This is a genomic window from Actinomycetes bacterium, assembly GCA_024222295.1.
In the GTDB taxonomy this organism is placed as follows: domain Bacteria; phylum Actinomycetota; class Acidimicrobiia; order Acidimicrobiales; family Microtrichaceae; genus JAAEPF01.
The window spans coordinates 34,543-56,847 of the sequence record JAAEPF010000032.1 but is presented as its reverse complement, the minus strand read 5'-3'; the positions used below and the strand labels follow the sequence as shown (position 1 = coordinate 56,847).

The 22,305-nt window shown below is 67.5% G+C and carries 19 protein-coding genes; 12 read left to right on the top strand and 7 right to left on the bottom strand.

Features of this window, described 5'->3' with window-relative positions:
- Window positions 1-45 precede the first annotated feature (45 nt).
- Complete coding sequence (locus GY812_11045; GenBank protein MCP4436010.1) at window positions 46-1,503, bottom strand: sugar porter family MFS transporter; 1,458 nt, start codon at window positions 1,501-1,503, stop codon at window positions 46-48.
- 238 nt (window positions 1,504-1,741) lie between these two features.
- Between GY812_11045 and GY812_11040 the strand changes: the two genes are divergently transcribed.
- Window positions 1,742-4,285, top strand: a complete 2,544-nt coding sequence (locus GY812_11040) for an ATP-dependent Clp protease ATP-binding subunit (protein ID MCP4436009.1) — start codon at window positions 1,742-1,744, stop codon at window positions 4,283-4,285.
- Window positions 4,286-4,302: 17 nt separating this feature from the next.
- Window positions 4,303-5,019 (top strand): hypothetical protein, encoded by a 717-nt coding sequence (locus tag GY812_11035; GenBank protein MCP4436008.1) that lies wholly within the window; start codon window positions 4,303-4,305, stop codon window positions 5,017-5,019.
- Window positions 5,020-5,040: 21 nt separating this feature from the next.
- Here the strand turns inward: GY812_11035 and GY812_11030 are convergent, their stop codons facing one another.
- Window positions 5,041-6,138, bottom strand: a complete 1,098-nt coding sequence (locus tag GY812_11030; GenBank protein ID MCP4436007.1) for a methyltransferase domain-containing protein — start codon at window positions 6,136-6,138, stop codon at window positions 5,041-5,043.
- Between the two features lie 33 nt (window positions 6,139-6,171).
- Here GY812_11030 and GY812_11025 point away from each other — a divergent pair, with 33 nt between their 5' ends.
- The 4 genes from GY812_11025 (at window position 6,172) to GY812_11010 (ending at window position 10,022) form a co-directional block, all read left to right on the top strand.
- A complete protein-coding gene (locus tag GY812_11025; GenBank protein ID MCP4436006.1) occupies window positions 6,172-6,756 on the top strand; it encodes a hypothetical protein in 585 nt (194 codons plus the stop codon).
- A 36-nt stretch (window positions 6,757-6,792) separates the two neighbouring features.
- Entirely contained in the window at window positions 6,793-8,154 is a 1,362-nt protein-coding gene (gene radA, locus GY812_11020) for a DNA repair protein RadA (protein MCP4436005.1), read from the top strand.
- An 82-nt stretch (window positions 8,155-8,236) separates the two neighbouring features.
- Complete coding sequence (gene disA / locus GY812_11015) at window positions 8,237-9,283, top strand: DNA integrity scanning protein DisA (GenBank protein ID MCP4436004.1); 1,047 nt, start codon at window positions 8,237-8,239, stop codon at window positions 9,281-9,283.
- A gap of 67 nt (window positions 9,284-9,350) precedes the next feature.
- Entirely contained in the window at window positions 9,351-10,022 is a 672-nt protein-coding gene (locus tag GY812_11010) for a hypothetical protein (protein MCP4436003.1), read from the top strand.
- A 31-nt stretch (window positions 10,023-10,053) separates the two neighbouring features.
- On the opposite strand, the gene GY812_11005 is transcribed toward GY812_11010, so the two are convergent.
- A complete protein-coding gene (locus GY812_11005) occupies window positions 10,054-10,722 on the bottom strand; it encodes a Crp/Fnr family transcriptional regulator (protein ID MCP4436002.1) in 669 nt (222 codons plus the stop codon).
- Between the two features lie 90 nt (window positions 10,723-10,812).
- On the opposite strand from GY812_11005, the gene ispD reads away from it, so the two are divergent.
- The 5 genes from ispD to GY812_10980 all read left to right on the top strand — a co-directional run bounded on the left by ispD (window position 10,813) and on the right by GY812_10980 (window position 16,113).
- The gene (gene ispD / locus GY812_11000; protein MCP4436001.1) at window positions 10,813-11,502 is read left to right on the top strand and encodes a 2-C-methyl-D-erythritol 4-phosphate cytidylyltransferase; all 690 of its coding nucleotides are present in this window, start codon (window positions 10,813-10,815) and stop codon (window positions 11,500-11,502) included.
- A gap of 1 nt (window position 11,503) precedes the next feature.
- Window positions 11,504-11,989: a 2-C-methyl-D-erythritol 2,4-cyclodiphosphate synthase gene (ispF, locus tag GY812_10995; protein ID MCP4436000.1), complete on the top strand. Its 486-nt coding sequence runs from the start codon at window positions 11,504-11,506 to the stop codon at window positions 11,987-11,989.
- On the top strand, window positions 11,986-12,942 hold the full coding sequence (rlmB, locus tag GY812_10990; GenBank protein ID MCP4435999.1) for a 23S rRNA (guanosine(2251)-2'-O)-methyltransferase RlmB: 957 nt from the start codon (window positions 11,986-11,988) through the stop codon (window positions 12,940-12,942). The genes ispF and rlmB overlap by 4 nt, the downstream gene beginning before the upstream one ends.
- A gap of 66 nt (window positions 12,943-13,008) precedes the next feature.
- A complete protein-coding gene (locus tag GY812_10985) occupies window positions 13,009-14,355 on the top strand; it encodes an OFA family MFS transporter (GenBank protein ID MCP4435998.1) in 1,347 nt (448 codons plus the stop codon).
- A gap of 201 nt (window positions 14,356-14,556) precedes the next feature.
- A complete protein-coding gene (locus GY812_10980; GenBank protein MCP4435997.1) occupies window positions 14,557-16,113 on the top strand; it encodes a hypothetical protein in 1,557 nt (518 codons plus the stop codon).
- Window positions 16,114-16,164: 51 nt separating this feature from the next.
- Here GY812_10980 and GY812_10975 read toward each other — a convergent pair whose 3' ends face one another.
- The 4 genes from GY812_10975 to GY812_10960 form a co-directional block, all read right to left on the bottom strand.
- Window positions 16,165-16,845: a signal peptidase I gene (locus GY812_10975; GenBank protein MCP4435996.1), complete on the bottom strand. Its 681-nt coding sequence runs from the start codon at window positions 16,843-16,845 to the stop codon at window positions 16,165-16,167.
- The gene (locus GY812_10970) at window positions 16,842-17,528 is read right to left on the bottom strand and encodes a hypothetical protein (GenBank protein ID MCP4435995.1); all 687 of its coding nucleotides are present in this window, start codon (window positions 17,526-17,528) and stop codon (window positions 16,842-16,844) included. The genes GY812_10975 and GY812_10970 overlap by 4 nt, the downstream gene beginning before the upstream one ends.
- Before the next feature lie 69 nt (window positions 17,529-17,597).
- Window positions 17,598-17,942: a hypothetical protein gene (locus GY812_10965; protein ID MCP4435994.1), complete on the bottom strand. Its 345-nt coding sequence runs from the start codon at window positions 17,940-17,942 to the stop codon at window positions 17,598-17,600.
- Window positions 17,943-18,200: 258 nt separating this feature from the next.
- On the bottom strand, window positions 18,201-21,686 hold the full coding sequence (locus GY812_10960; GenBank protein ID MCP4435993.1) for an indolepyruvate ferredoxin oxidoreductase family protein: 3,486 nt from the start codon (window positions 21,684-21,686) through the stop codon (window positions 18,201-18,203).
- A gap of 104 nt (window positions 21,687-21,790) precedes the next feature.
- Here GY812_10960 and GY812_10955 point away from each other — a divergent pair, with 104 nt between their 5' ends.
- Entirely contained in the window at window positions 21,791-22,258 is a 468-nt protein-coding gene (locus GY812_10955) for an Lrp/AsnC family transcriptional regulator (protein MCP4435992.1), read from the top strand.
- Window positions 22,259-22,305 lie beyond the last annotated feature (47 nt).

Below are 22,305 nucleotides of genomic sequence, written 5' to 3'. Positions count from 1 at the left end.
TGACCAGTTTCGGGTACTGCGCCGCCGGCCGAGCGGTCGGAGCGTTCAGCTGCCTTCGGGCTGCTGTTCACTAGGCAGCAGCATCGCCTCGATCTCCTCGAGCGACTTGCCCTTCGTCTCCGGCACCCGCAGCCATATCCACACGAATGCAATGGCGCTGAACGTGGCGAACAGCCAGAACGTGGCCGATGGACCTATCAAGTCGACAAGTGTGAGGAAGAACTGGCTGACCACCCAGGCGCTGAGCCAGTTGACGGCGGTCGCCACCGATACCGCCCGGCCGCGCACCCGATTGGGGAACACCTCGTTGATAACCGTCCACGTGACCGGACCCAGCGAGAAGGCGAAGCTTGCGATGAACACCACCAGCGCCACGAGGGTGACGATTCCGGCGTCGGAGGCGTGAGTGGAGCTGTCATCGAGGAACAGGAACGAAATGCCGACCACGGTCAGGCTGAGCCCCATGCCGACGAGGCCCGCCTGCAACAGGGGCTTGCGGCCGAAACGGTCGATGTAGGCGATTGCGATGAAGGTGGCGACCACGTTGACGGCGCCGATCGACCACGTCGTGGCAGCCGCCTGTTCCTGTGGGGTGTTGAACCCGGCATCGGCGAAGATCTCGTTGGCGTAGTAGATGATCGCGTTGATCCCGGTGAACTGCTGGAACACGGCGAGGCCGATGGCGATCGAGAGGGGCTTGCGCAGGTCCTTGCCGAAGACCTCCTTCCAGCTCGCCTCCTCTCCCTTGTCGAGGGCGGACTGGATGCCGTCGAGGTCATTTTCGACCTGATCGGCGTCGCGGATCCTAAGCAGTGCCTCGCGGGCATCGTCACGACGCCCAGCCTTCATGTACCAGCGGGGAGTGTCACGCAGAGGCCATGCGGCGATGAGCAGCAGGACTGCCGGAACTGCCGACACGCCGAGCATCACCCGCCAGCTGTCGGAGTTGGTCAGCGCCCAGTCGACCACGTAGGCCACGAAGATGCCGATGGTGATCGCGAGTTGGTAGGACGACACGAAGCGGCCGCGCAGGTGGGTGGGCGCGGTCTCCGCTGCGTAGAGGGGTGCCGCAACGGAGGCCACACCGACGCCGAAGCCGACCACCAGTCGACCCACGACGAGCACGGCAGTGTCGGGAGCGAGCGATTCAAGCAGCGCGCCGGCGGTGAACAGTGCGGCGGCCAGCAGTATCGCGGTGCGGCGGCCGAGGCGGTCGGCCAGCATGCCGGCCACGAGAGCACCGAACAGGGCCCCGAGCGTGACCCAGGAGGTGATTACCTCCTTCATGGTCGAGCTGAGGTCGAACTCCTTTGTCATGCCATTCAGGGCACCGGCGATGACGCCTTGGTCGTAGCCGAAGAGGATGCCCGCGAGCAGCGTCACCACGAAGATCAGCACGAGCCACTTGGTCCACCAGTGCTCCTGCTCGTCGCTCGGAGCGGCGCGACCTTCGGCTGCCGCCGGCGTCACGGCCTGGGAATTTGCCTCACTGCTGTCGGTCACTGTGGCCTCCTGGCCGGAATGCCGGGACGGGTCGCCTTCCGGTGCTGGATCCGGGTGCCCCGACGCTACCTGTGACATCTGGCCGAGTGGCGGAACGGGCCGCGATCGGCCACCGGACACCGATCGGGGCCCAGTGAGGGCCCGCCGCTACGAAATCCCACAGATCGGGCCATTGCGCGGGAACGAGTTGTCACGTGCGGGCGTTAGAGTGGAAAGACACTTTCTTGGAGGCAGTGCAGTGTTCGAACGCTTCACCGACCGAGCCCGACGGGTCGTCGTGTTGGCACAAGAGGAAGCAAGACTCCTCAACCACAACTACATCGGCACCGAGCACATCCTGCTCGGGCTCATCCATGAGGGTGAGGGCGTGGCCGCCAAGGCGCTCGAGTCCCTGGGCATCTCGCTCGAGGCTGTGCGCCAGCAGGTCGAGGAGATCATCGGCCAGGGCGGCTCCTCGCCTTCAGGGCACATCCCCTTCACGCCGCGCGCCAAAAAAGTGCTCGAGCTGTCACTGCGCGAGGCCCTCCAGCTCGGCCACAACTACATAGGTACCGAGCACATCTTGCTCGGGCTCATTCGCGAGGGTGAGGGCGTGGCCGCCCAGGTGTTGGTGAAACTCGGTGCAGATCTGTCCCGGGTGCGCCAGCAGGTCATCCAGCTGCTCAGCGGCTACCCGGGTTCGCAGTCCGGCGAAGGGGGCAACCAGCCCCAGGGTGGCGAGAAGGCCACCACGGGCGGCAGCTCCTCGGGCGACTCCGCATCCGGCTCGTTGGTGCTCGACCAGTTCGGCCGCAACTTCACCCAGCTCGCGCGCGACAAGAAGCTCGATCCCGTCATCGGCCGCGAACGCGAGACCGAGCGCATGATGCAGGTGCTCAGCCGCCGCACCAAGAACAACCCCGTGCTGGTGGGCGAGCCGGGTGTCGGCAAGACCGCGATCGTAGAAGGCCTCGCCCAGTCGATTGCCAACGAGGAGGTCCCCGAGACTCTCCAGGGCAAGCAGCTCTACACACTCGATCTCGGTGCGCTGGTGGCCGGGTCTCGCTACCGCGGCGACTTCGAGGAGCGCCTCAAGAAGGTCCTCAAGGAGATCAAGACCCGCGGCGACATCATCTTGTTCATCGACGAGATCCACACACTCGTCGGCGCGGGCGCCGCTGAAGGCGCCATCGACGCAGCCAGCATCCTCAAGCCGATGCTCGCCCGCGGCGAGCTGCAGACCATCGGCGCCACCACACTCGACGAGTACCGCAAGCACCTCGAAAAGGACGCTGCGCTCGAGCGCCGCTTCCAGAAGGTAGTGGTCGACGAGCCTTCGGTCGCCCACACCATCGAGATCCTCAAGGGCCTGCGCGAGCGCTACGAGCAGCACCACCGGGTCACCATCACCGACCAGGCTCTCGTGGCCGCGGCCAACCTGGCCGACCGCTACATCTCTGACCGCTTCCTGCCCGACAAGGCGATCGACCTGATCGACGAGGCCGGTTCGCGCCTGCGGATCCGCCGCATGCAGACCCCGCCCGACTACCGCGAGATCGAGAACGAGCTTGCGGAGGTCGTGTCGCAGAAGAAGGACGCCGTCGAGTCACAGGACTTCGAGGCCGCCGGCCAGCTGCGTGACCGCGAAAAAGAGCTGCTCGCCCAGAAGGAAGAAAAGGACGTCGAGATGCGCGAGTCCGGCGTCGACCTCTTCGACGAGGTCGACGAGGAGGGCATCGCCGAGGTCCTGTCGCTGTGGACCGGCATCCCCGTCTACAAGCTCACCGAAGAGGAGACCACCAAGCTCCTGCGTATGGAAGACGAGCTGCACCGCCGGGTCATCGGCCAGGAAGAGGCCATCAAGGCCGTTTCCCAGGCCATCCGGCGCACACGTGCCGGCCTGAAGGACCCGAAGAGGCCCTCCGGCTCTTTCATCTTCCTGGGCCCGTCCGGTGTCGGCAAGACCGAGCTCGCCAAGACGCTCGCGGAGTTCCTGTTCGGCGACGAGCAGGCCATGATCAGCCTCGACATGTCCGAGTACATGGAGAAGCACACCGTCAGCCGTCTGGTCGGCTCACCCCCGGGTTATGTCGGCTACGAAGAGGGCGGCCAGCTCACGGAGGCTGTTCGACGCAAGCCGTTCTCGGTGGTGCTGTTCGACGAGATCGAAAAGGCCCATCCCGACGTGTTCAACACGTTGCTGCAGATCCTCGAAGAGGGTCGCCTCACCGACTCCCAGGGCCGCTCCGTCGACTTCCGCAACACCGTGCTGATCATGACCTCCAACCTCGGCACCGCGGATCTGCGCAAGGCGACCGTCGGGTTCTCGCGCAACGACGAGGCCGTCTCCTACGAGAAGATGAAGGAGAAGGTCAACGAGGCCCTCAAGTCGCACTTCCGACCTGAGTTCCTCAACCGCATCGACGACGTGATCGTGTTCCACGAGCTCACGCAGGCCGAGGTCATCTCGATCGTGGACCTGATGATCACCAGGGTGACCGAGCAGCTGGCGGGCCAGGGAATGGGCCTCGAGATCTCGCCCGACGCCAAGGTGTTCCTGGGCGAGAAGGGGTACGACCCCACACTTGGTGCGCGACCTCTGCGGCGTGCGATCCAGCGCCTGGTCGAGGACCCTCTGTCCGAACGGCTCCTGTGGAAGGAGTTCCGTGCCGGGCAGATAATCAAGGTCGACCTGGAGCCGGACCCCGAGAACGAGGGCGAGAACCAGATCGTGTTCACTGCCGAGGAGGGTTTCGTGCCGCCTCCGGTAGAGGAGCTCGAAGCCGCCGGCAGCGGCGACTGACGCAGCGCAGAAGGACCGTGGCGCTGCTTCGCGCTCTGCCAACAGTTCTGGTCGCCGTGCTTGTGGCTTCGGCGTGCCAGACCACGGTCGATGTGTCGGTCGCCGTGACCGACAACGGTTCGGGTACGGTCACCGTCACAGCAGTGCTCGATCCCGCTGCCGCCGAGGCGGTGGGTGGCGCGTCGGGGCTGCAGGTCGCGGACCTCGACTCCACGGGATGGGACGTCCAGGGCCCTGACACCGGCGACGACGGAACGGTCACGGTGTCCGCGGAGCAGGATTTCGCGGACTCGGCAGAGCTGTCGGCGGTGCTCGACCAGGTAGCGGGCGAGGGCGTGTTCAGCAACGCCGACACATCGGTGCACGAGTCCTTCGGGTCGACCTCCCGGTCGGTGTCGCTGGATGTGGCGGTGAGTGGCGATCCGGCCCAGTTCTCCGATGACGCACTTGCTGCGGTGTTGGGTGGCCTGCCACTCGGGCGCACTCCCGAGGAGCTCGCGGCAGAGGGGGCGACCGCTGCGGGGGCCGGCACCCTCGAGGTGAGCGTGGAGCTGGCCGATGGCACCTCCGACAGCTCCACATTCGATCTCGCCGGTGGCGAGCCGTCGTCGGGCACGGTCGCAGCCGAGGCCGGCGAGACGAGGCCGGTGGTGCTGGCGCTGTCCGCAGGTGCTGTCTTGCTGGTTCTCGTGGCCCTTGTGCTGGCGGTCCTGGCGTTCCGTCGACGGCGGTGACGCCGCGCCCGTCTGGCTGACCTAGGGGTGGACCTCGTAGTACAGGTTGGCGGGGTCTCCGATGTCGTGGCTCTCGAACTCGCCGGTGAATCCCGCTTCACGGCACATCTCCTCGAGCCTGGCGGGAGGCAGGCCGAGCGTACCGAGGCCTGCGCCGCCCGGTTCCGAGAGCGCCGATGACATGCAGGCCAGTACCGAGGTGGCGTACATCATCGCCAGCACCGGGTTCTTCTGGTTTGCCTCCCAGCTGTCGCCGGCCTTCACTTCCTTGATCAGCCAAAGGCCGTCGGGTCGCAGGGCCCTGCGCACGGCCGCGGCGGCCTCCGCCGGCCGCGTCATGTCGTGCAGGCAGTCGAAGGTGAGCACCAGGTCGAATGTGGGGTCCTCGTGCAGTTCGGCCGCTTCGGCCACATGGAACTCGACGTTGTCGAGTCCGGCCTCGGCTGCAAGCGTGCGTGCTCGGTGGATCGCCTGCTGGCTCGGATCCCAGCCCTCGAATCTCGACCCGGGAAAGGCCTCGGCCAAGGTCATGATCGCGGTGCCCGCTCCGCACCCCACGTCGGCTGCGTAGGCACCGGACTGCAGCTTCTCCTGCAGTCCGGCAATGCGCGGGATCAGTTCGGGCACGAGGGCGAGCTTCGACCACGGTGCGAGCATCCGCTCCACCACATGGGCCGCCGACTCCCCGAGTTCGTCGTAGGTGAGCCCGATGCCGGTACTGAAGGCCGTGGCCAGTTTGTCGACCACGTCGGGCGTGGCAGCTCCTCCCTGGAACGCCCCGGCGGCGAACAGCAGGCTGTGGTCTTCATCGGCCAGCACCGCGGCGCCTTCCGCGGCCAACTCGAAGGAGTCACCGTCAGGGCTGTCGAGCAGGCCAGCAGCGGCCTGGCCCCGCAGCCACTCGAGGAGCCACCGCTCGTTGAGCCCGGTGCGCTCGCCGAGTTCTGCTGCGGTGCACGGCCCCGCACCGTCCAGTGACTTGTAGAGCCCCAAGCGGTCCCCGAGGTGGATCATCAATGCCACCAACTCGCCCTGCTTGTACGTCCACACCCTGAAGGCGAACATCGCGGCGGCGTCAGCGTCGTATCCGGCTGGGGTGTCGCTACCGTTGTCTGTCATGCGATCAGGATCGCACAGGAACCGGAGTCTGCGATGAAGAGGAACATTGCCGCCATAGGTGCTGCCTTCGTGCTGTTGCTGTGCGGATGTGGTTCGGACGATGAGGGTGGCTCGGGCACCGACACGAGCAGCGACGCAGGGTCCGGTGGCGATGAGTCGTCGAGCACGACCTCGACCACGACCACGACCACGGAACCGGAAACGGGCATTGACGAGGGGCTGGTCGGCCAGTGGACAGCGGATGCCAGTGAGACGCTCGCGGCGAACCTGTCCAACCTGGGCATGCCGGCAGGGATCACCTGCAGTGGACCGATCACCCTCACGTTCAACGGCGATGGCACGTTCACCTCGGGCGGTACCGCCACTTGTGCCGCAGGCGCTATGTCGGTTTCGGCCACACTCAACACCACCGGCACCTGGGCGGTGACAGGCGATGGCGTGGTGGAGGTATCCGGGGCCGTCTCCGATGGCTCATTCGACATCCCCGGCATCGACATCCCGGCCATTGACGTGGTCTCCGACGGATCCTTCGACTACGGAATCGAGGGCAACACGCTCACGATCACGTTCACGGATCCGGACGTGGGCACGGTGACACAGACCTGGACTCGGGTCTGATCCCGGCTGTCACACCGCTCGAATAGGTTCGTCCATGTGGCAAAGGCGAGATCCGTGTACCGGTGCAGCGAGTGTGGCGCCGAGCATCCGAAGTGGTCCGGCCGTTGCGACGCGTGCGGCGATTGGAACACCCTCGACGAGCAGGCCAGCACGGCCCGTCCGTCTCTCGCGCCGGTAGCTCCACTCGAGCTCGGCGGAGGCACGGCGGTGCCGATCACCGAGGTCGCCAGCGACAGCGCCTCGCTCGAGTCGACCGGGCTGGGCGAGCTCGACCGGGTGCTCGGTGGTGGCCTGGCCCCGGGCAGCGTGACACTGCTGGGCGGTGAGCCCGGCGTGGGCAAGTCCACCCTCGTGCTGCAGATGCTGGCGGCGCAGGCCTCACAGGGTTCGCAGTGCCTCTACGTCACCGGCGAGGAGTCGGCCAGCCAGGTAGCGGCCCGTGCCGCGCGGCTCGACGCGCTCGACGAGCGGATCATGCTGGTGTCGGAAAACTCGCTCCCGCGCGTTCTCGGCACGCTCGAGGCTGACCCTCCCGCGCTCTGTGTGATCGACTCGATCCAGACGCTGACGGATCCGTCGACCGAGTCGGCTCCTGGCTCGGTCACCCAGGTTCGTGACTGTGCCCATCGGATCGTCGGTGCGGCGAAGGCGCTGGGGGTCACAGTGGTGATCGTGGGCCATGTCACCAAGGAGGGCGCGCTCGCAGGGCCCCGCGTGCTCGAGCACGTGGTCGACACCGTGTTGCAGCTCGAAGGCGACCGCCACGGTGAGCTCCGCGTGCTGCGCGCCGTGAAGCACCGCTTCGGGTCCACCCAGGAAATCGGGCTGTTCTCGATGGCCTCCGGGGGCCTGGAGTCCGTGTCGGACCCTTCCGCGCTGTTCCTGTCCGACCGGCGCGCCGGCCTGCCGGGTTCGGTGGTCGTCCCCGCCATGGAGGGCCAGCGTCCGCTGCTGGTCGAGGTGCAGGCGCTGGTCAACCAGCGCCAGATGGCTTATCCGAAGCGATCGGTCCAAGGTCTCGATGGCGGCCGGTTGGAGTTGCTCATGGCCGTGCTCCAACGACACGAGGAGCTGAAGGTGATGGACATGGATGTCTACGCGATGGTCGCGGGCGGGGTGAAGGTGACCGAGCCGGGCGCCGACCTCGGGATCTGCGCCGCTGTCGTGTCTTCGCACTACAAGCGCGGATGCCCCGAGCAGTTCGTGCTTTGCGGAGAGGTCGGGCTCGGCGGCGAACTACGGCGGGTCAACCGTATCGAGCAGCGGCTGGCCGAGGCAGCCCGCCACGGGTTCACCACCGCCGTGGTACCGAAGTCTGCTCCCGCTTCACACCCGGGCATCGAAGTGATGCGGGTGCCCACGCTCGACGCCGCGATGGCGGTTCTCGACCTCTACTGACGGGTCCTGCGGGTTCGCCGGACGGGTTTGCCCATCTGGCCCCTAGAATGAGGCCGTGGCCGAGCGCCGGAACAAGGAGTTGATGACAGCCCTTGGTGAGGTCGCGCCCGGTCGGCCGTTGCGCGAGGGTCTGGACCGCATCCTCAAGGCCGGGATGGGTGCCCTGATCGTGCTCGGAGACGGCCCGGAGGTGCTCAACATCTCCTCGGGCGGAATCCTCGTCAACACAGCGTTCTCACCCCAGAAACTGTCGGAGTTGGCAAAAACCGACGGTGCGATTGTGCTCACACCCGACTCCAGTTACATAGCCCGGGCGAACGTGCACCTCGTGCCCAACCCCAACGTGCCGACCGAGGAGACCGGAACCCGGCACCGCACAGCGGAGCGCGTCGCCCGGAGCATCGGGGTGCCGGTGATCTCGGTTTCCGAGGACATGGCAGTGGTCACGATCTACACCAAGACCGAGCGCTACCAGCTCGAGCCGATCCCCTCGATCCTCAGCCGCTGCAACCAGGCCCTGCAGACCCTCGAGCGATACAAGGCCCGCCTCAACGAGGAGTCGACCAGCCTCACTGCACTCGAAGTCGAGGACCAGGTGATGCTGCGCGACGTCGTCAGCCTGCTCCAGCGAGCGGAGCTCGTGGCTCGCATCTCCGAGGAGATCGAGCAGTACCTCGTGGAGCTCGGCACCGACGGTCGACTGGTCCGCCTGCAGCTGCGCGAGCTGATGGCCGGTGTCGAGGACGAGCGCCGCCTCGTGGTGCTCGACTACCTCCAGCCCGACGCCTCGTGGGATCTGGAGCAAGCGATCGAGACGCTGTCGGAAATGGACATCGACGACCTGCTTGACCAGGAGGCGGTCGCGGCCGCGCTGCACCTTGCCGGCCAGACCGATGACCTTGACTCGTCCATCCAGCCCGCCGGCCACCGGATGCTCGCGCGGATTCCACGGCTGCCCGAGGCGACGGCCACGAAGCTGGTAGAGCACTGCGGCACGCTGGAGAAGCTGTCGCGCAGCACGGTCGAGGAGCTGAGCGACATCCAGGGCGTCAGTGAGCACATGGCGCGCACCGTGAAAGAAGCGCTGGCGCGCATCGCGGAGTCGTCGATCCTCGACCGCTACTCCTGACCGGCACCGCCCCGGCAAGCCCGTCCGCAGGCAGGCGGCGGTGCGGTGAGCACTTAGGATCACGCCCATGGACGCAGTGCTTCCCTCTTCGACCCCCGCACATGTGGTGCGTACCGACGGTGCCGACCGCGGGCTCGTGATCGTGCCCGACATCTGGGGGCTGAGGCCCCTATTCACGGACATGTGCCACGACCTGGCTGCGCGCACCGGTTGGTCGGTGGGCACCTTCGATCCTTTCGGTGGTGCCGAGCTGCCGGGGGCCGAGGATCCCGAGGGCTTCCCGGCGCGTTCGGCGGCGCTCAAGGAACTGCGTGACGACGCCCTGCTCGCGGATGCCGTGGCGGTGGCTGACGCCACCGGGTGCGCACAGGTGGGCCTCATCGGGTTCTGCATGGGTGGGATGTACGCGCTCAAGGCGTCCTCCACCGGCCGCTTCGACCGGATCGTCAGCTTCTACGGAATGATCGAGGTACCCGCCGACTGGGCCGGTGGAGGGCAGGGCCAGCCTCTTGACGCCCTCGCATCGCGCGGGAGCTGTGAGGTGATGGCGGTGGTGGGCACCGCGGACGAGTGGACCCCGGCCGACAAGGTCGAGGCGCTCGCTTCCAGCGGAGTGAATGTGGTGGCGTATGAAGGAGCCGAGCACGGGTTCGTGCACGACCCATCGCGCCCGACCCACCGCGCGGATGACGCTGCCGACGCCTGGGACAAGGCCCTGGCGTTCCTCGACGGCCTCTGACCGAGGCCGGTCGCCCTGGCCGGGCCCGATGTCAGTGGGAGCGGATCTCGAGCTCGCGGCGCTTGAGGATGCGGTAGCCCGAGCCGTCGGTCTCGACCCACCCGAGCTTCAGGAAGCTGGCGATTGCCTTGTTGACGCGTTCGCGAGACGCCCCGACGAGTCCGGCCAGTTCTTCCTGGGTGATGGGGATCTCGAAGGACTCGTTGTCGCCGGCCATCTCAAGCAGGTGCTTGGCGGTGCGGCCGGTGACGTCGAGGAAGAACGAGTCGGCGAGCGCTTCGTCGGTCGAGCGGATTCGCTTCGACAGCAGGCGGACCACCGACCAGAGCAGCTCAGGGTGGTCTTCCCAGATGTTGCGCAGCACCTCGTAGGAGACGCGTAGCACTTCGCTGTCTTCCAGGGCTCGGGCTTCGGCGGACCGCCCGAGCTCGTCGAACAGCCCCATCTCTCCGAACAGGTCCCCTCGCTGCATGATGGCGACCATCGACTCGCGTCCGTCGACGCTCTTGTTGGCGATGGCGACGCGGCCCTCAACCATGACGAAGCAAGCGTCCGCCTCGGCGCCCTCTTCGAACACCACGTCGTTGCGCACGAGCTGAAGCAACTCGGCTGCATCCGCCAGGCGCTGCTGGTCGTCGGCGTCGAAACGGTCGAAGAGCTCGACGTCGCCCAGCAGATGTGAAGCGTCCCCTGAATCCATGGCAGCCCACTCTAGGAGGCAGCGGTGCTTGCAGGCAGTTCGTGGGTGCCAACACCTGAGTTCGAACGCAGGACGGCTACCGTTCGCGCGATGGACAACGCAGCGTCATCCGGGGCACCTGCCCGTGTGTGGTGCGTGGTGGTCGCCGCAGGATCAGGTCGTCGTTTCGGCGCTCCCAAGCAGTTCGCGGAGCTCGGTGGCTCAACGGTGCTGGGCCACTCGGTGACAACGGCCGCGCAGGCCTGTGATGGCGTCGTCGTGGTCGTGCCGGCCGACGAGGTCGAGGCTTGCAGAGCGATGGTCCCCGGAGCGGATGTGGTCGTGTCGGGGGGCTCCACACGCTCGGAGTCGAGTCGCGCAGGCGTCGAGGCCGTCCCCGACGAAGCCGAGGTGATCCTGGTGCACGATGGGGCGCGACCACTCGCGACCCCCGGACTGTTCACGAGGGTGACAGCGGCGGTCGACGGTGGTGCCGATGGGGCTGTGCCCGTGGTGCCGCTGGCGGACACGATCCGCGACCGCGAAGGCACTCTGGTGGACCGTGACAACCTCGTGGCAATCCAGACACCCCAGGGTTTCGTGGCAGCGACGCTGCGGGACGCCGTGCGAGGCGGCGGCGAGGCAACCGACGACGCCGCCCTGGTCGCGGAGGCGGGCGGTACGGTCGAGTTCGTTGACGGCGAGTCGGCGAACCGCAAGGTGACCACGCCGGAGGACCTGGTGATCGCGCAAGCCCTGATGCAACGGGCCGGGCTGCAAGCCGAGCGAGGAGGCAACTGAGGTGAAGGTGCGCATCGGCAACGGATTCGACATCCATGCGTTCTCCGACGACGAGACGCGCGCTCTGGTGCTGGGTGGGGTGGCGTTCCCGGATGGTCCCGGACTGGTCGGCCACTCCGATGCCGACGTCGTGGCCCACTGCGTGGCCGAGGCGTTGCTCGGTGCCGCGGGGCTGGGCGACCTCGGGTCGCACTTCCCGGACACCGACGAACGCTTTGCCGGCGCCGACAGCATCGAGTTGCTCACCGAAGTGGTGGTGCAGGTGCGCGCTGCGGGCTGGGCCATCGCAAATGTCGACTGCTCGGTGGTGGCCGAGCGTCCGAAGCTCGCGACGCGTCGAGACGAGATGCAGCAGCGCCTCTCGGGCGTGGTTGGCGCGCCGGTGACCGTGAAGGGACGCCGGGCAGAAGGCATAGGGGGCCTCGGTCGCGGCGAGGGCATCGCCTGTTTCGCGTCGGCGCTGCTGACAGACGGGGAATCACGGTGAGCGGGCGCGACAAGCGCGCTGGCGCCAAGGGTGCCCGCCCGGGTCGCGGCCCCAAGCGGCCGCCGAAGCGTAGGGCTGGCTCGCCCGGCAAGGGGCCGAAGCGTGGGTCGAGGCCTGACAGCCGCGATGGTGGCAAGCGCAGCAATGCTGGGAAGGGCAGTGGTACTGGGAAGGGCAGTGGTGCTGGCAAGGGCAGCGGTGGCCAGCGCCCCAAGGGTCTGGACGGCACGCAGGTGGAGGGCCGCCAGGCCGTACGGGAGTTGTTGCTGGCCGGCCGCAGGCGGGCGCGCGAGGTCTACCTGGGCAGCGAGGTCGAACGCGCCGATGTGGTGCAGGACATCGTGGGGCTGGCCGGCGAGCTGCGCGTGCCGGTGAAGACCGTGAGCCGCTCGAAGCTGGACCAGATGTCGCGCACCGACGCCCCGCAGGGCGTCGTGGCCATGGCGGAGCAGATACCGGGTGAGGAACTGGCGCACTTGTGTGATGCGGGATCGGACCGGCCATTCCTGCTGGCGCTCGATGGGGTGACCGATCCCGGCAACCTCGGCGCGCTGCTGCGCATCGCGGAGTGCGCCGGTGTGTCCGGTGTGGTCATCCCGAGGCACCGTGCGGCACGGGTGACTCCCACGGTCACCAAGGCGGCGGCCGGTGCGGTCGAGTACCTGCCCATGGCGCTGGTCGGCGGGTTGCCCTCTGCAATCGAGGAGATGAAGGCCGCCGGGGTCTGGGTGGTCGGCCTCGATGCCGGAGGAGACACGTCGATACACGATCTCGAGGTCGGCGCGGACGGGGTGTGCCTCGTGCTGGGCGCCGAGGGCAGTGGGCTGTCGCGTCTGGTCCGCGAACGCTGTGACCTGATCGCGTCCATCCCGCTGCACGGTCGCCTGGCGTCGCTCAACGTGGCATCCGCCGGCGCCATCGCGACCTATGAGGTGGCGCGTCGGCGCGGCTGACCGCGCTCAACGGCCGCGACCCGGCATATCGTTGCGTGCAGAACGTCTGGACGGAACGGGGACTTGATGAGCAGCAGCGCGGGTGTAGAAGACACGGGCGCCGGAGTCGGGTCCAGCAGGTGGCTGGTCGCAGTCGGAGCGGTTCTCATCCAGCTGTGCCTTGGTGCCATCTATTCGTGGTCGGTGTTCACCCCTGACCTGCGTGACGCGGGATGGTCGAAGGTACAGACCCAGGTCGTGTTCTCGGTGAGCCTGGCCACCTTCGCCCTGGTGATGGTCTTCGCCGGCCGCAAGCTCAATTCGTGGGGCCCGCGGCGGCTGGCCCTCGGTGGGGGTGTCACCCTGGGTATCGGGTACCTGGTGGCCAGCATCGGTGGCGGCACTCAGTTCGCAGCAGTGCTCATCGGCATCGGACTGATCGCCGGCGCCGGAATCGGCCTGGGCTACGTTGTGCCGATCGCGGTCGGGATGCGGTGGTTCCCGGACCACAAGGGCATGATCACCGGCGTCGCCGTGGCAGGATTCGGCTTCGGAGCGCTGGCCTGGATCAAGCTCGCCGGTTCGTGGGGTGACCTGATCGGCCGGGTCGGGCTGGACGGCACGTTCCGCCTCTATGGGGTGGCCTTCGCCGTCATCGTGGCTGTGGGCAGCCTGACGATGAGGATGCCGCCCAAGGGGTGGCAACCCGCGGGGTTCGCGCCTGCAGAGGCGGCCGGGGTCGGGGGCGAGCCCTTCACTCCGCGCGAGATGTTGCGCACCCCGCAGTTCCACCTGATCTCACTCACGTTCATGGTGAGCGCCGGGGCGGGCCTGATGGCGATCGGCCTGATGAAGCTCTACCCGATCGAGGCGCTGGTGGACGGTGGCGTATCCGAATCGGAGGCCAGTGCGATCGCAGGCACGGCCATGGCGGTGTTCTTCAGCATCGCCAACGGTGTCGGTCGGCTCGTGTGGGGCACGTTGAGTGACCGCATCGGTCGCCGACGCTCGGTGGTCGTGATGGCCGCGACCCAAGGGCTGTTTCTCCTCGCGTTCACGACCATGGCCGGCAACGAGTACACGCTCTACGCGGCTGCAGCGCTGATCGGGTTCAACTTCGGTGGGAACTTCGCTCTGTTCCCGGCCCTGACCGCCGACGAGTTCGGAAACGAGGTGGTGGGCGACAACTACCCGTGGGTGTTCCTGTCCTATGGCGCGGGAGGGATCCTGTTCCCGATCCTCGGCGGTTGGTTCGGAGACGCCGGGGACTTCCCGCTTGCGTTCACCATCTCGGGTCTCATGTGCCTTGTCGGTGCAGGTGCAGCCTGGCTGGTGTTTCCCCCGCACCACGACGAGGCGACCCGGCCGTTCAGCGTTCACGGCTTCCTGCACAACGCGCACCTCTTCGAGCAGCCCGAGACGACCGAGCACTAGCGCCACAGGAGCCCACCGACGCCGATGGCGACAGCAGCCGCGGCCGTCGGTCCGAGCGGGCGCTCATGCCGGCGATGGTTTCCTTGCCGGGTGGTGGACCGCGCGACTAGCTTGCCAGTGAGGTAGTTTCGGTTCGGCGACTGACACAGACGACGGCAGCGGGGGCGGCTGATGAGCAACACATCCACTGGGAATGGACCTATGCCTGGCGGGCGTACCAAGGCATTGCTGGTCATCGCGGCACTGGTGGCACTGGTGGCACTGGTCGCCGGTGCCTGCACCAATCCGCCACCCGACATCCCGGAGGACCCATGGGCTCCGGACCCGGTTCCGGGTCCGCATGACACCCAACCGCCGGCCAATCCCTTCCTCGCGGATTCTCCATGGCCGATCAGCCACCAGAGCTCGTACCAGCAGGCGTCTTCCGAGCTGCCCGGGCCGACTCGCAACGACACCACGTTCGTCGACAGGATTTCCGGCTCACCGGGCGCCATCACGATGGCGTACGGCCCGTCCTACGCGGACGGGTCCTACCCGGTTTGGGGCTCGGCGTGGTTCGGCGTGCACAAGTCGGTGCACAGTGAGGCCGGCCTGCAGAAGGTGTCCGAACTCCCGCTGCTGCCCGACCTTTCCGGCGGCATCGAGAACGCGATCTCGACCGCCTACTCCTTCGTGGACGTGAACGGCCACTTCTTCGCCGCCGGCCAGGCGCAGGTGCGTCGGTTCCGCGATGCCGTTGCGGGAGACCCGACTTCTGGCGTCGTACTCGACGATACGTTCGAGATCCCCGATGGCGTCCTAACGGTCGACGATGTGATCGTCGGCATGAGCCTCACCTACGACGGCACCATCATCGTGATCTCCAAGACGGGCGTGGTGATGTCCGTCGAGCGAGACTTCACCGGCTTTCAGACGCTCGTGCTGCCCGGAGGCCACACGGTGTCCAACTCGATCGCCATCGACGAGGACGGGGGCATCTACGTGGTGACGGAGTCCCACATGTTCCGGGTGCAGTGGACCGGCACCTCGCTCACCCTCGACGAGGCCGATGGTGCCTGGAGTGTGGCCTACGACAGCGGTCCGGCGGTGCCTGCACCCGGCCGGCTGGGTCCGGGCTCCGGCACCACCCCGACCCTGCTCGGATCGGGCTCCGACGACAAGCTCGTGGCAATCGCAGATGGCCAGGTGTTGATGCACCTCAACGTGTTCTGGCGAGATGAGATCCCGGCGGACTGGTCCGGGCTGCCCGGTGAGGACCGTCGCCTGGCGGGCGACGCCCCGATCACCTTCGGCGACCCCGATGCCACCCGCTCGATCACCGAGCAGTCGCTCACCGGCCGTGCCCACGACGTGATGACCGTGAGCAACGCATACGGTCCCCCGTTCGACGTGGCGGGCGACAAGCTCGCAGTGTTCAACTCCGGCAACCCGAGTATCGCCCCCCACGGGGCGGAGAAGTTCCGTTGGGACCCGGCCACGCGCACACTCGATTCGGTGTGGGTCAACCAGACCGTCAGCTGCCCCAACGGAATCCCGTCGATGAGCACAGCCACCGGCTACGCCTACTGCTGGGGTGCGCGCAACGGATTCTGGACCCTCGAGGGCATGGACTGGCACACCGGGGCCAGCGTGTTCCGCATCCCCCTCACGCAGTCCAGCAGCGACAACTCCGCCTACGCCGCAACTGAGGTCGGACCGTTCGGCTCGATCGTGTCCGGCACCCTCGGAGGGGCCGCGGGAATCATCCAGGTTCCGTAGCGGAGCCTCAGGTGACCCGGTCCCGCGAGGGGTCGTATCCGTCTGGCACCGCTATCCGCGTCGCCTGCGCGGCTGGTCGCCGCCGGATGGTGCCAGCGAGGGTGCCAGGAACGCAAGCGTGACGACGGCGGCCAGACCGCCGATCACCAACGGGTTCTGCAGGAAATGGAGCAGGCCTGCCGAGTCGAGCACGACGGCGACCCGGCCCTTGATGTCAGCGGTCGTGATCGCCCACATGTCAGCGGTGTCGCGGTTGTCGCCCTGGGTGCGGATCACTCCGTCGTCGGTCGAGATGATGCGGTGAACCACCCTCTGGCCGGCGCCGGGTTCGCCCTCTGGTACGACCAGCACCACAGCGTCGCCCACGTTGTACTCGCCGGGGGCACTCGCGATCGCCAGGTCGCCACCGTGCATGGCGGGCTCCATCGAGTTGCCCGCCACGATGACGGTCGTGAGGTAGCCACTGGCGTGTGCAACGGCCAGAGCAGCGATGACGACGGCACAGAGCAGGGCGGCCACGCGGGAGAACACGCGGCGCGACTCGCGCTGGTGCGGTTCGGGGCGGTTGCACCGCACCTCGGTGCTGGCCGTGGCGTTGGCGGGGTCGGTCTTGCGACGGTTGGGGTGCGCGCCGGCTGAGTGCTCGGGCATCCACGGGGCTGCGATGCTGCCGGCCGGCGGCTCGTCGGCCGTCTTCGTGCAGTCGCTCGTGGGTGGGTCGTGAGGACTCATGGCAATGACTCCACGACGAAGTCCGTGAAGGGGTCATTCCATGAGTTGGAGCCGTATGCCCAGATGCCGGCACGCGTACCGCCCAGGGCGTTGTCCTGGGCGGGGGTGAGGGTGGCCGAGATGGTGGAGCCGTGGATCGAGGCGGTGACCTGCGTGCCGTCGACCTCGAGGGTCAGCAGACCGGGTCCGGTCGGCAAGCCGGTCTGTGCTGCGAGCACCGTGCGGGTACCGCCTCGCACGAACACGATCTGCAGTTGGCCGGCCTGGTCGCCCCTCCAGACCGCGTGGATGCCCCGTCGTCCGTTGTTGTTGACTCGTGCGGCGACGGCCATGTCGAAGCGACCGCTGGTGGCGACGTTGGAGGTTACGCGCACCCGCTGCGCCGACACGTCGAGCGAGGCAATGCCGGCGTCTTCCCAGCCGATTCGCCGGGCGCCACCGTTCCAGACTTGGAACCAGCCGCGGTGCACCAGCCACGGCCCCCCGATCTCGGCGACGCGGCCGCTGAGGTTCTGAAAGCCGCCCATGTCGTCCAGGGCCAGGGGCTGTGACACCGGGATGGTTCCGGGCACGTCCTGGGCGAACACCTGTGACGTTGCGAGCGGCAGTTGAGCGGCCGATGCGAGATGGAGCCCAAGCGCTGCGGACAGCACTGCGAGCACGGCGAGGGCCGATCGGAGCATGCTGCTCCGATCGGCCCTGCTGATCTTGCGTGTGCGCACCTGAGACTCTCTACAACTGGTCCGTCAGGCTCAGCTGTAGATGGCGACGCTGGCGGCTTCGACTGCCTCGGCCGACACGTTCGTCATCGAGATCGACTCGCTGGCGCCGGAAACAGTGCCGCTGCCGCTGTCGAGGAGGGTGCCGCTGCCATCGCGCAGGGCGACGTCGAGTGTCTGGCCGACGCAGGCCGCAGCGATGCCGCTGATGTCAGCGGAGTCGACCTCGAAGCGACCGTCGGTGGCGTCGTAGACCACCGTGTAGTCGATGGTCACGCCATCGTTGTCGCAGCTGGCGACCACGGTGTCGTCAGCGCCGAGTCCGGAGCTTCCGAGACCACCGAGGGTGGCAGCTGATGCGGTGAGTACGAAGGCCATCAATACAGCAGCACCGATGCCAACCGCTCGCCATGAGCGGTTCGATCGGTGCGACCTCTTGACGCGGTTCCGTCGTACCTGTGTGGGGGTTTGAGTGTTTTCCATGGCCGAATCTCTCGGATCCTCACCGCGCATCTTGAGCGATGAAACGGCCATGGACGGGTAAATCTCAGGGCCCCGATCCGGTGTCTCAGGGCCCCGATCCGGTGTCTCACGATCCGCGCGTGATGGGTGTCACAGCACCGGTGCGGATGCTGCTCAGCCACCAAGCTGCTTGCGAACGGCCTTTAGGGCGGTGAGCTTGCGGTCCTCGTAGCCGCGCACCTGCCGCGGTAGTTGTGCCAGCTCCAGCGTCGACTCGAACGTGTGGGGTCCGAGCCCAGCCAGGGCCTTCTCGAGCGCAGCGGCGTACTCCTCGGCGAGACCCCGCTCTGCGCGCCGAACCTCGGCACGACCGAACGGATCGAGCCATGTGCCGCGCAGCCGTCGCGACCGGGCCAGCAGCTTCAGGGCAGGCATCGCCCACGGGCCGAGCTCAATCTTGTGGCCCAGCCCGCGGTCGCGCAGCGTGGGCGGGTGCAGGTTCCACGACACACGTGCCGGCCCGTCGACCAACCGGGCGGCGTCGCGAAGCACCTGCGCGTCCGTCAGCAGTCGGGCCACCTCGTACTCGTCCTTGTAGGCCAGCACCCGGTGGAGTTGTTCGGTGACGGTGTCGGTCAGTTCCCATCGACCTGGCGCCACTTCCTGTTCACGCTCCGCAGCCCTCAGCACCAGGTCGATGTATCGAGTGGCGAGGCGCTCAGACTGGTAGTCCACGAGAGCAGCGCACCGCAGGGCCACCGCATCGAGTGTGCGCCGTGGGGCTCCGAGCTGTGTCAGGTCGGCGAGCTTCATCTCGAGCGCTGGAGACGGTCGAGGTGGGGCGTTACTGGCCGTTGTCGCGGCGTTGATCGCGCGCTGCAGGGCCGGCGGGTCTGAAACCGCCAGGCGACCCCACGCGAACGCGTGCCGGTTGGCCTGGACCGCGACGCTGTTGACGTCGATGGCAGACAGAACCGAGCTGAGCGAGACAGGCAGCAGGCCGGCCTGCCACGCCATGCCGACAACGAACATGTTGGCAGTAGCCGGCTCACCCACGAGCGTCTCGGCGCATCGTGCGGCATCTGCCCAGGAGGCGCCGGCTATGCATGCTGCCTCGATCCGCTCGCGCACGACGGAAGACTCGTCGCGTGATGCATCGGGATGCGTGATCATGGAGGCGGTGGGTGTTTCGCTGGTCGACCCCACGAGCGCCGTGCGGTCGGGCGAAGCCGCGGCGAGGGCGTCGTTGGACGCCGCCACGATCGAGTCGAGTGCAATGAGGGCGTCGGCCTGGCCGTCACCGAGGTGATTTGTGGCCGTCTCGGCTCCGCGTGAGCTGATGAGCAGGTCGGAGACCACCGGACCTGCTTTCTGGGAGAGCCCGGTCTGGTCGAGCCCGTGTACGTCGAGCCCGTCGAGCATCGCGGCGGTGCCGATCACCTGTGACACCGTCACCACGCCGGTTCCACCGATGCCTGCGAAACGGATCCGCGCCGAGACGGTTTCAGCCCTCGGGGGCGCGCCGATGTCGGTGGGGGGAGCCTGTGGAACCGGTGGCCCGGTGGGCGCAGGCTCCGGTGCGCGGAAGCGGTGCCACCAGCGACGGGGAGCAGCGCGCACTGTGAGAAACGAGGGGCAGTCACCGTCGAGGCAGGCGTAGTCGAGATTGCACCCTGTCTGGTCGATGCGGGTCTTGGGGCCAAGGGGTGTGTCGACGGGCTGAACCGAGAGGCAGGAGCTCTTCTCCGAACAGTCGCCACAGCCCTCGCACACTCCCTCGTGGATCATGAGTCGCCGGTCGGGGGTGGGCTCTGCGCCGCGCCGTCGGGCGCGGCGCAACTCGGCCGCACACGGCTGGTCGTGCACGAGCACAGTGACCCCGGGAGTCGACGCCAGCACTTCCTGGGCCTCGATGATCCGGCTGCGGTCCCAGAGGTCGACTCCGCCCGGGAAGGTGAGCGGTGCCAGGCGAGCGGTGTCATCAGCGGTCACGATCACGCGGGCCACACCCTGAGCGAGCAGCACGCCGCTGAGCGCTGCGGCATCGAGCTGGCCCGGAGGGCGCTGTCCGCCGGTCATGGCCACGTGTCCGTTGAGAAGAACCTTGTAGGTGATGTTGACGCCCGCGTCGACTGCGGCCTGAACCGCCAGCTGGCCGCTGTGGAAGTAGGTACCGTCGCCGAGGTTCTGGGTGAGGTGGCCGGACTCGACGAACGGCGACATCCCGATCCACGGGGCGCCCTCTCCGCCCATGGCGCTGATCGTGACGATCTCGCCCAGCCGCGGGTCATCGCTCAGCATCGCCATGGTGTGGCAACCGATTCCGGCCCCCACGATCGTGCCCTCGGGTGTGCGGGTGGATTGGTTGTGTGGGCAGCCCGAGCAGAAGAAGGGTGTGCGGGCATCGTTGATCGAGACAGGAATCTGCGCCCGTCGGCGCTCCGGTGGATTGAGCACGCCTCCCAGGCGTGACTCGAGCGCCGTGCGCAACGGCTCCAGCATGCGGTCCGCGGTGAGCGGACCGTGACTCGGGAACTGGGGCCGCCCCGCGCGGTCGTACTTGCCGGTCACATGAGGCTGGTGGCCCGAGTTGTAGAGGCAGTCGCGAACCAGCCTGGCCAGGGTGGGGTTCATCTCCTCGACAACCATCACCTCTTCGAGGCCGCGGGCGAACTCGCGCACCTCGCTGGCGTGGAACGGAATGGGCATCTGCATCTCCATGATCCGTATGCCGTTCGCAGCGAGTCGGGCCTCGTCCAGGCCGAGCCGTCGCAGGGCTTCCATCAGCTCGCGGTGTGTGACCCCGGAGGCGATGATCCCGAGCCACGCGTCGTCGCAGGGCACGGTGAGTCGGTTGAGTTCGTTGAGGGCCCCGTAGCTGACGGCGAGGTCGCTGCGGACCCCGCGGAGTTCCTGCTCGATCTCGAGGGAGTGCGCGCCCAGTAGCAGCCCGTCGGGGCGGCACAGGTATGGCGCACCGTCGATGGTCGGCATCACAGGCGAAACCCGGTGCGGGTCTAGTGCCACGTTGGCGGTGCCGTCAGCAACTGAGCTGACGATCTTGAGCCCCACCCAGAGGCCCGACGCACGTGAGAGCGCGATGGCGTGACGGCCGAGGTCGAGCGCCTGGCCGACATCAGCGGGGTAGAGGATCGGGAGGTGCAGGTCCACAAAGGTGGCATCCGACGATGACGGCAGCGTGGAGGACTTCGCAGCCGGGTCGTCGCCCACGATCGCGACCGCGCCGCCGGCCGGCGAGGTGCCGGCGAACACCGCGTGGCGTAGCGCATCGGAGGAGCGGTCGAGGCCGGGCGCCTTGCCGTACCAGAGGCCCACGACTCCGTCGTAGGTGGCGTCGGCTCGACTGGCAGCCAATTGGCTGCCCATGACAGCGGTGACGCCCAGTTCCTCGTTGACCGCAGGCCGGTGCACGATCGGAAGGTCGGGTGCTGTATCGATGCTGCGGCGTAGTTCGATGTCGTACCCGGCCAGGGGACTGCCCGGGTAGCCGGACGCAAACGCGGCCGTGTTGAGTCCGTTTGCCCTGTCGACCCGCAGTTGCTCGACGGGAAGCCGCGCCAGGGCCTGCACGCCGGTGCAGAACACGGTGCCGCGATCGAGGGTGGTGCGGTCGGTGAGTTCGTACTCCGTGAGCGCCATTGTCCCATCCTTCGATGCCGATGATTCGGTGAGTGGATACAATTGTGTCGAATAGTGCGAGAACTGGCGACCAAATCATTCATAGATTCGCTAAAATCCCCGTGATGACGAATATTGACCGCACAGACGCTCGGATCCTGGCTCAACTCCAGTCAGATGCACGGCAGACCAACAAGGCCCTCGCCGAGGCGGTCGGTGTGGCGCCGTCCACCTGCCTGGACCGGGTCAGGGAGCTGGAGCGCAGCGGGGTCATCAGCGGCTACTCCGCAGAGGTCGACCCAGCAGCACTCGGCCGCCCCGTTCAGGCCATGGTCGCTGTCAGGCTGAGGCCCAAGACGAGTGAGGTGGTGGATGGCTTCGTTGAAGCCATGTGGGAGCTTCCGGAGACGCTGTCCGTCACCCTGGTCACCGGCATCGAGGACGCGTTGGTCCACCTGTCCGTGCCGAGTGTGGACGTGCTGCGTTCATCGGTGCTTGACCGGATAGCCCGAGCGCCCGGTGTCGTGGACGAGCGCACGTCCTTGGTGTTCGAGCACCGCCGGCGCCAGGTCCTTGAGCCCGTTGCCCCGTAGGTCCGACGGTCAGGTGCTCCGCTCGAGCGTGCCCAACCCGCCGCCGT

What these genes read in the sequence shown, in the direction of transcription:
- GY812_11005 (MCP4436002.1), bottom strand. Translation starts at nt 10,722, where the DNA reads ATGGATTCAGGGGACGCTTCACATCTGCTGGGCGACGTCGAGCTCTTC.
- GY812_10980 (MCP4435997.1), top strand. Translation starts at nt 14,557, where the DNA reads ATGCCTGGCGGGCGTACCAAGGCATTGCTGGTCATCGCGGCACTGGTG.
- GY812_11030 (MCP4436007.1), bottom strand. Translation starts at nt 6,138, where the DNA reads ATGACAGACAACGGTAGCGACACCCCAGCCGGATACGACGCTGACGCC.
- ispD (MCP4436001.1), top strand. Translation starts at nt 10,813, where the DNA reads ATGGACAACGCAGCGTCATCCGGGGCACCTGCCCGTGTGTGGTGCGTG.
- GY812_10960 (MCP4435993.1), bottom strand. Translation starts at nt 21,686, where the DNA reads ATGGCGCTCACGGAGTACGAACTCACCGACCGCACCACCCTCGATCGC.
- GY812_10955 (MCP4435992.1), top strand. Translation starts at nt 21,791, where the DNA reads ATGACGAATATTGACCGCACAGACGCTCGGATCCTGGCTCAACTCCAG.
- GY812_10985 (MCP4435998.1), top strand. Translation starts at nt 13,009, where the DNA reads ATGAGCAGCAGCGCGGGTGTAGAAGACACGGGCGCCGGAGTCGGGTCC.
- GY812_11025 (MCP4436006.1), top strand. Translation starts at nt 6,172, where the DNA reads ATGAAGAGGAACATTGCCGCCATAGGTGCTGCCTTCGTGCTGTTGCTG.
- GY812_11010 (MCP4436003.1), top strand. Translation starts at nt 9,351, where the DNA reads ATGGACGCAGTGCTTCCCTCTTCGACCCCCGCACATGTGGTGCGTACC.
- GY812_10965 (MCP4435994.1), bottom strand. Translation starts at nt 17,942, where the DNA reads ATGGCCTTCGTACTCACCGCATCAGCTGCCACCCTCGGTGGTCTCGGA.
- disA (MCP4436004.1), top strand. Translation starts at nt 8,237, where the DNA reads ATGACAGCCCTTGGTGAGGTCGCGCCCGGTCGGCCGTTGCGCGAGGGT.
- GY812_10975 (MCP4435996.1), bottom strand. Translation starts at nt 16,845, where the DNA reads ATGAGTCCTCACGACCCACCCACGAGCGACTGCACGAAGACGGCCGAC.
- GY812_10970 (MCP4435995.1), bottom strand. Translation starts at nt 17,528, where the DNA reads ATGCTCCGATCGGCCCTCGCCGTGCTCGCAGTGCTGTCCGCAGCGCTT.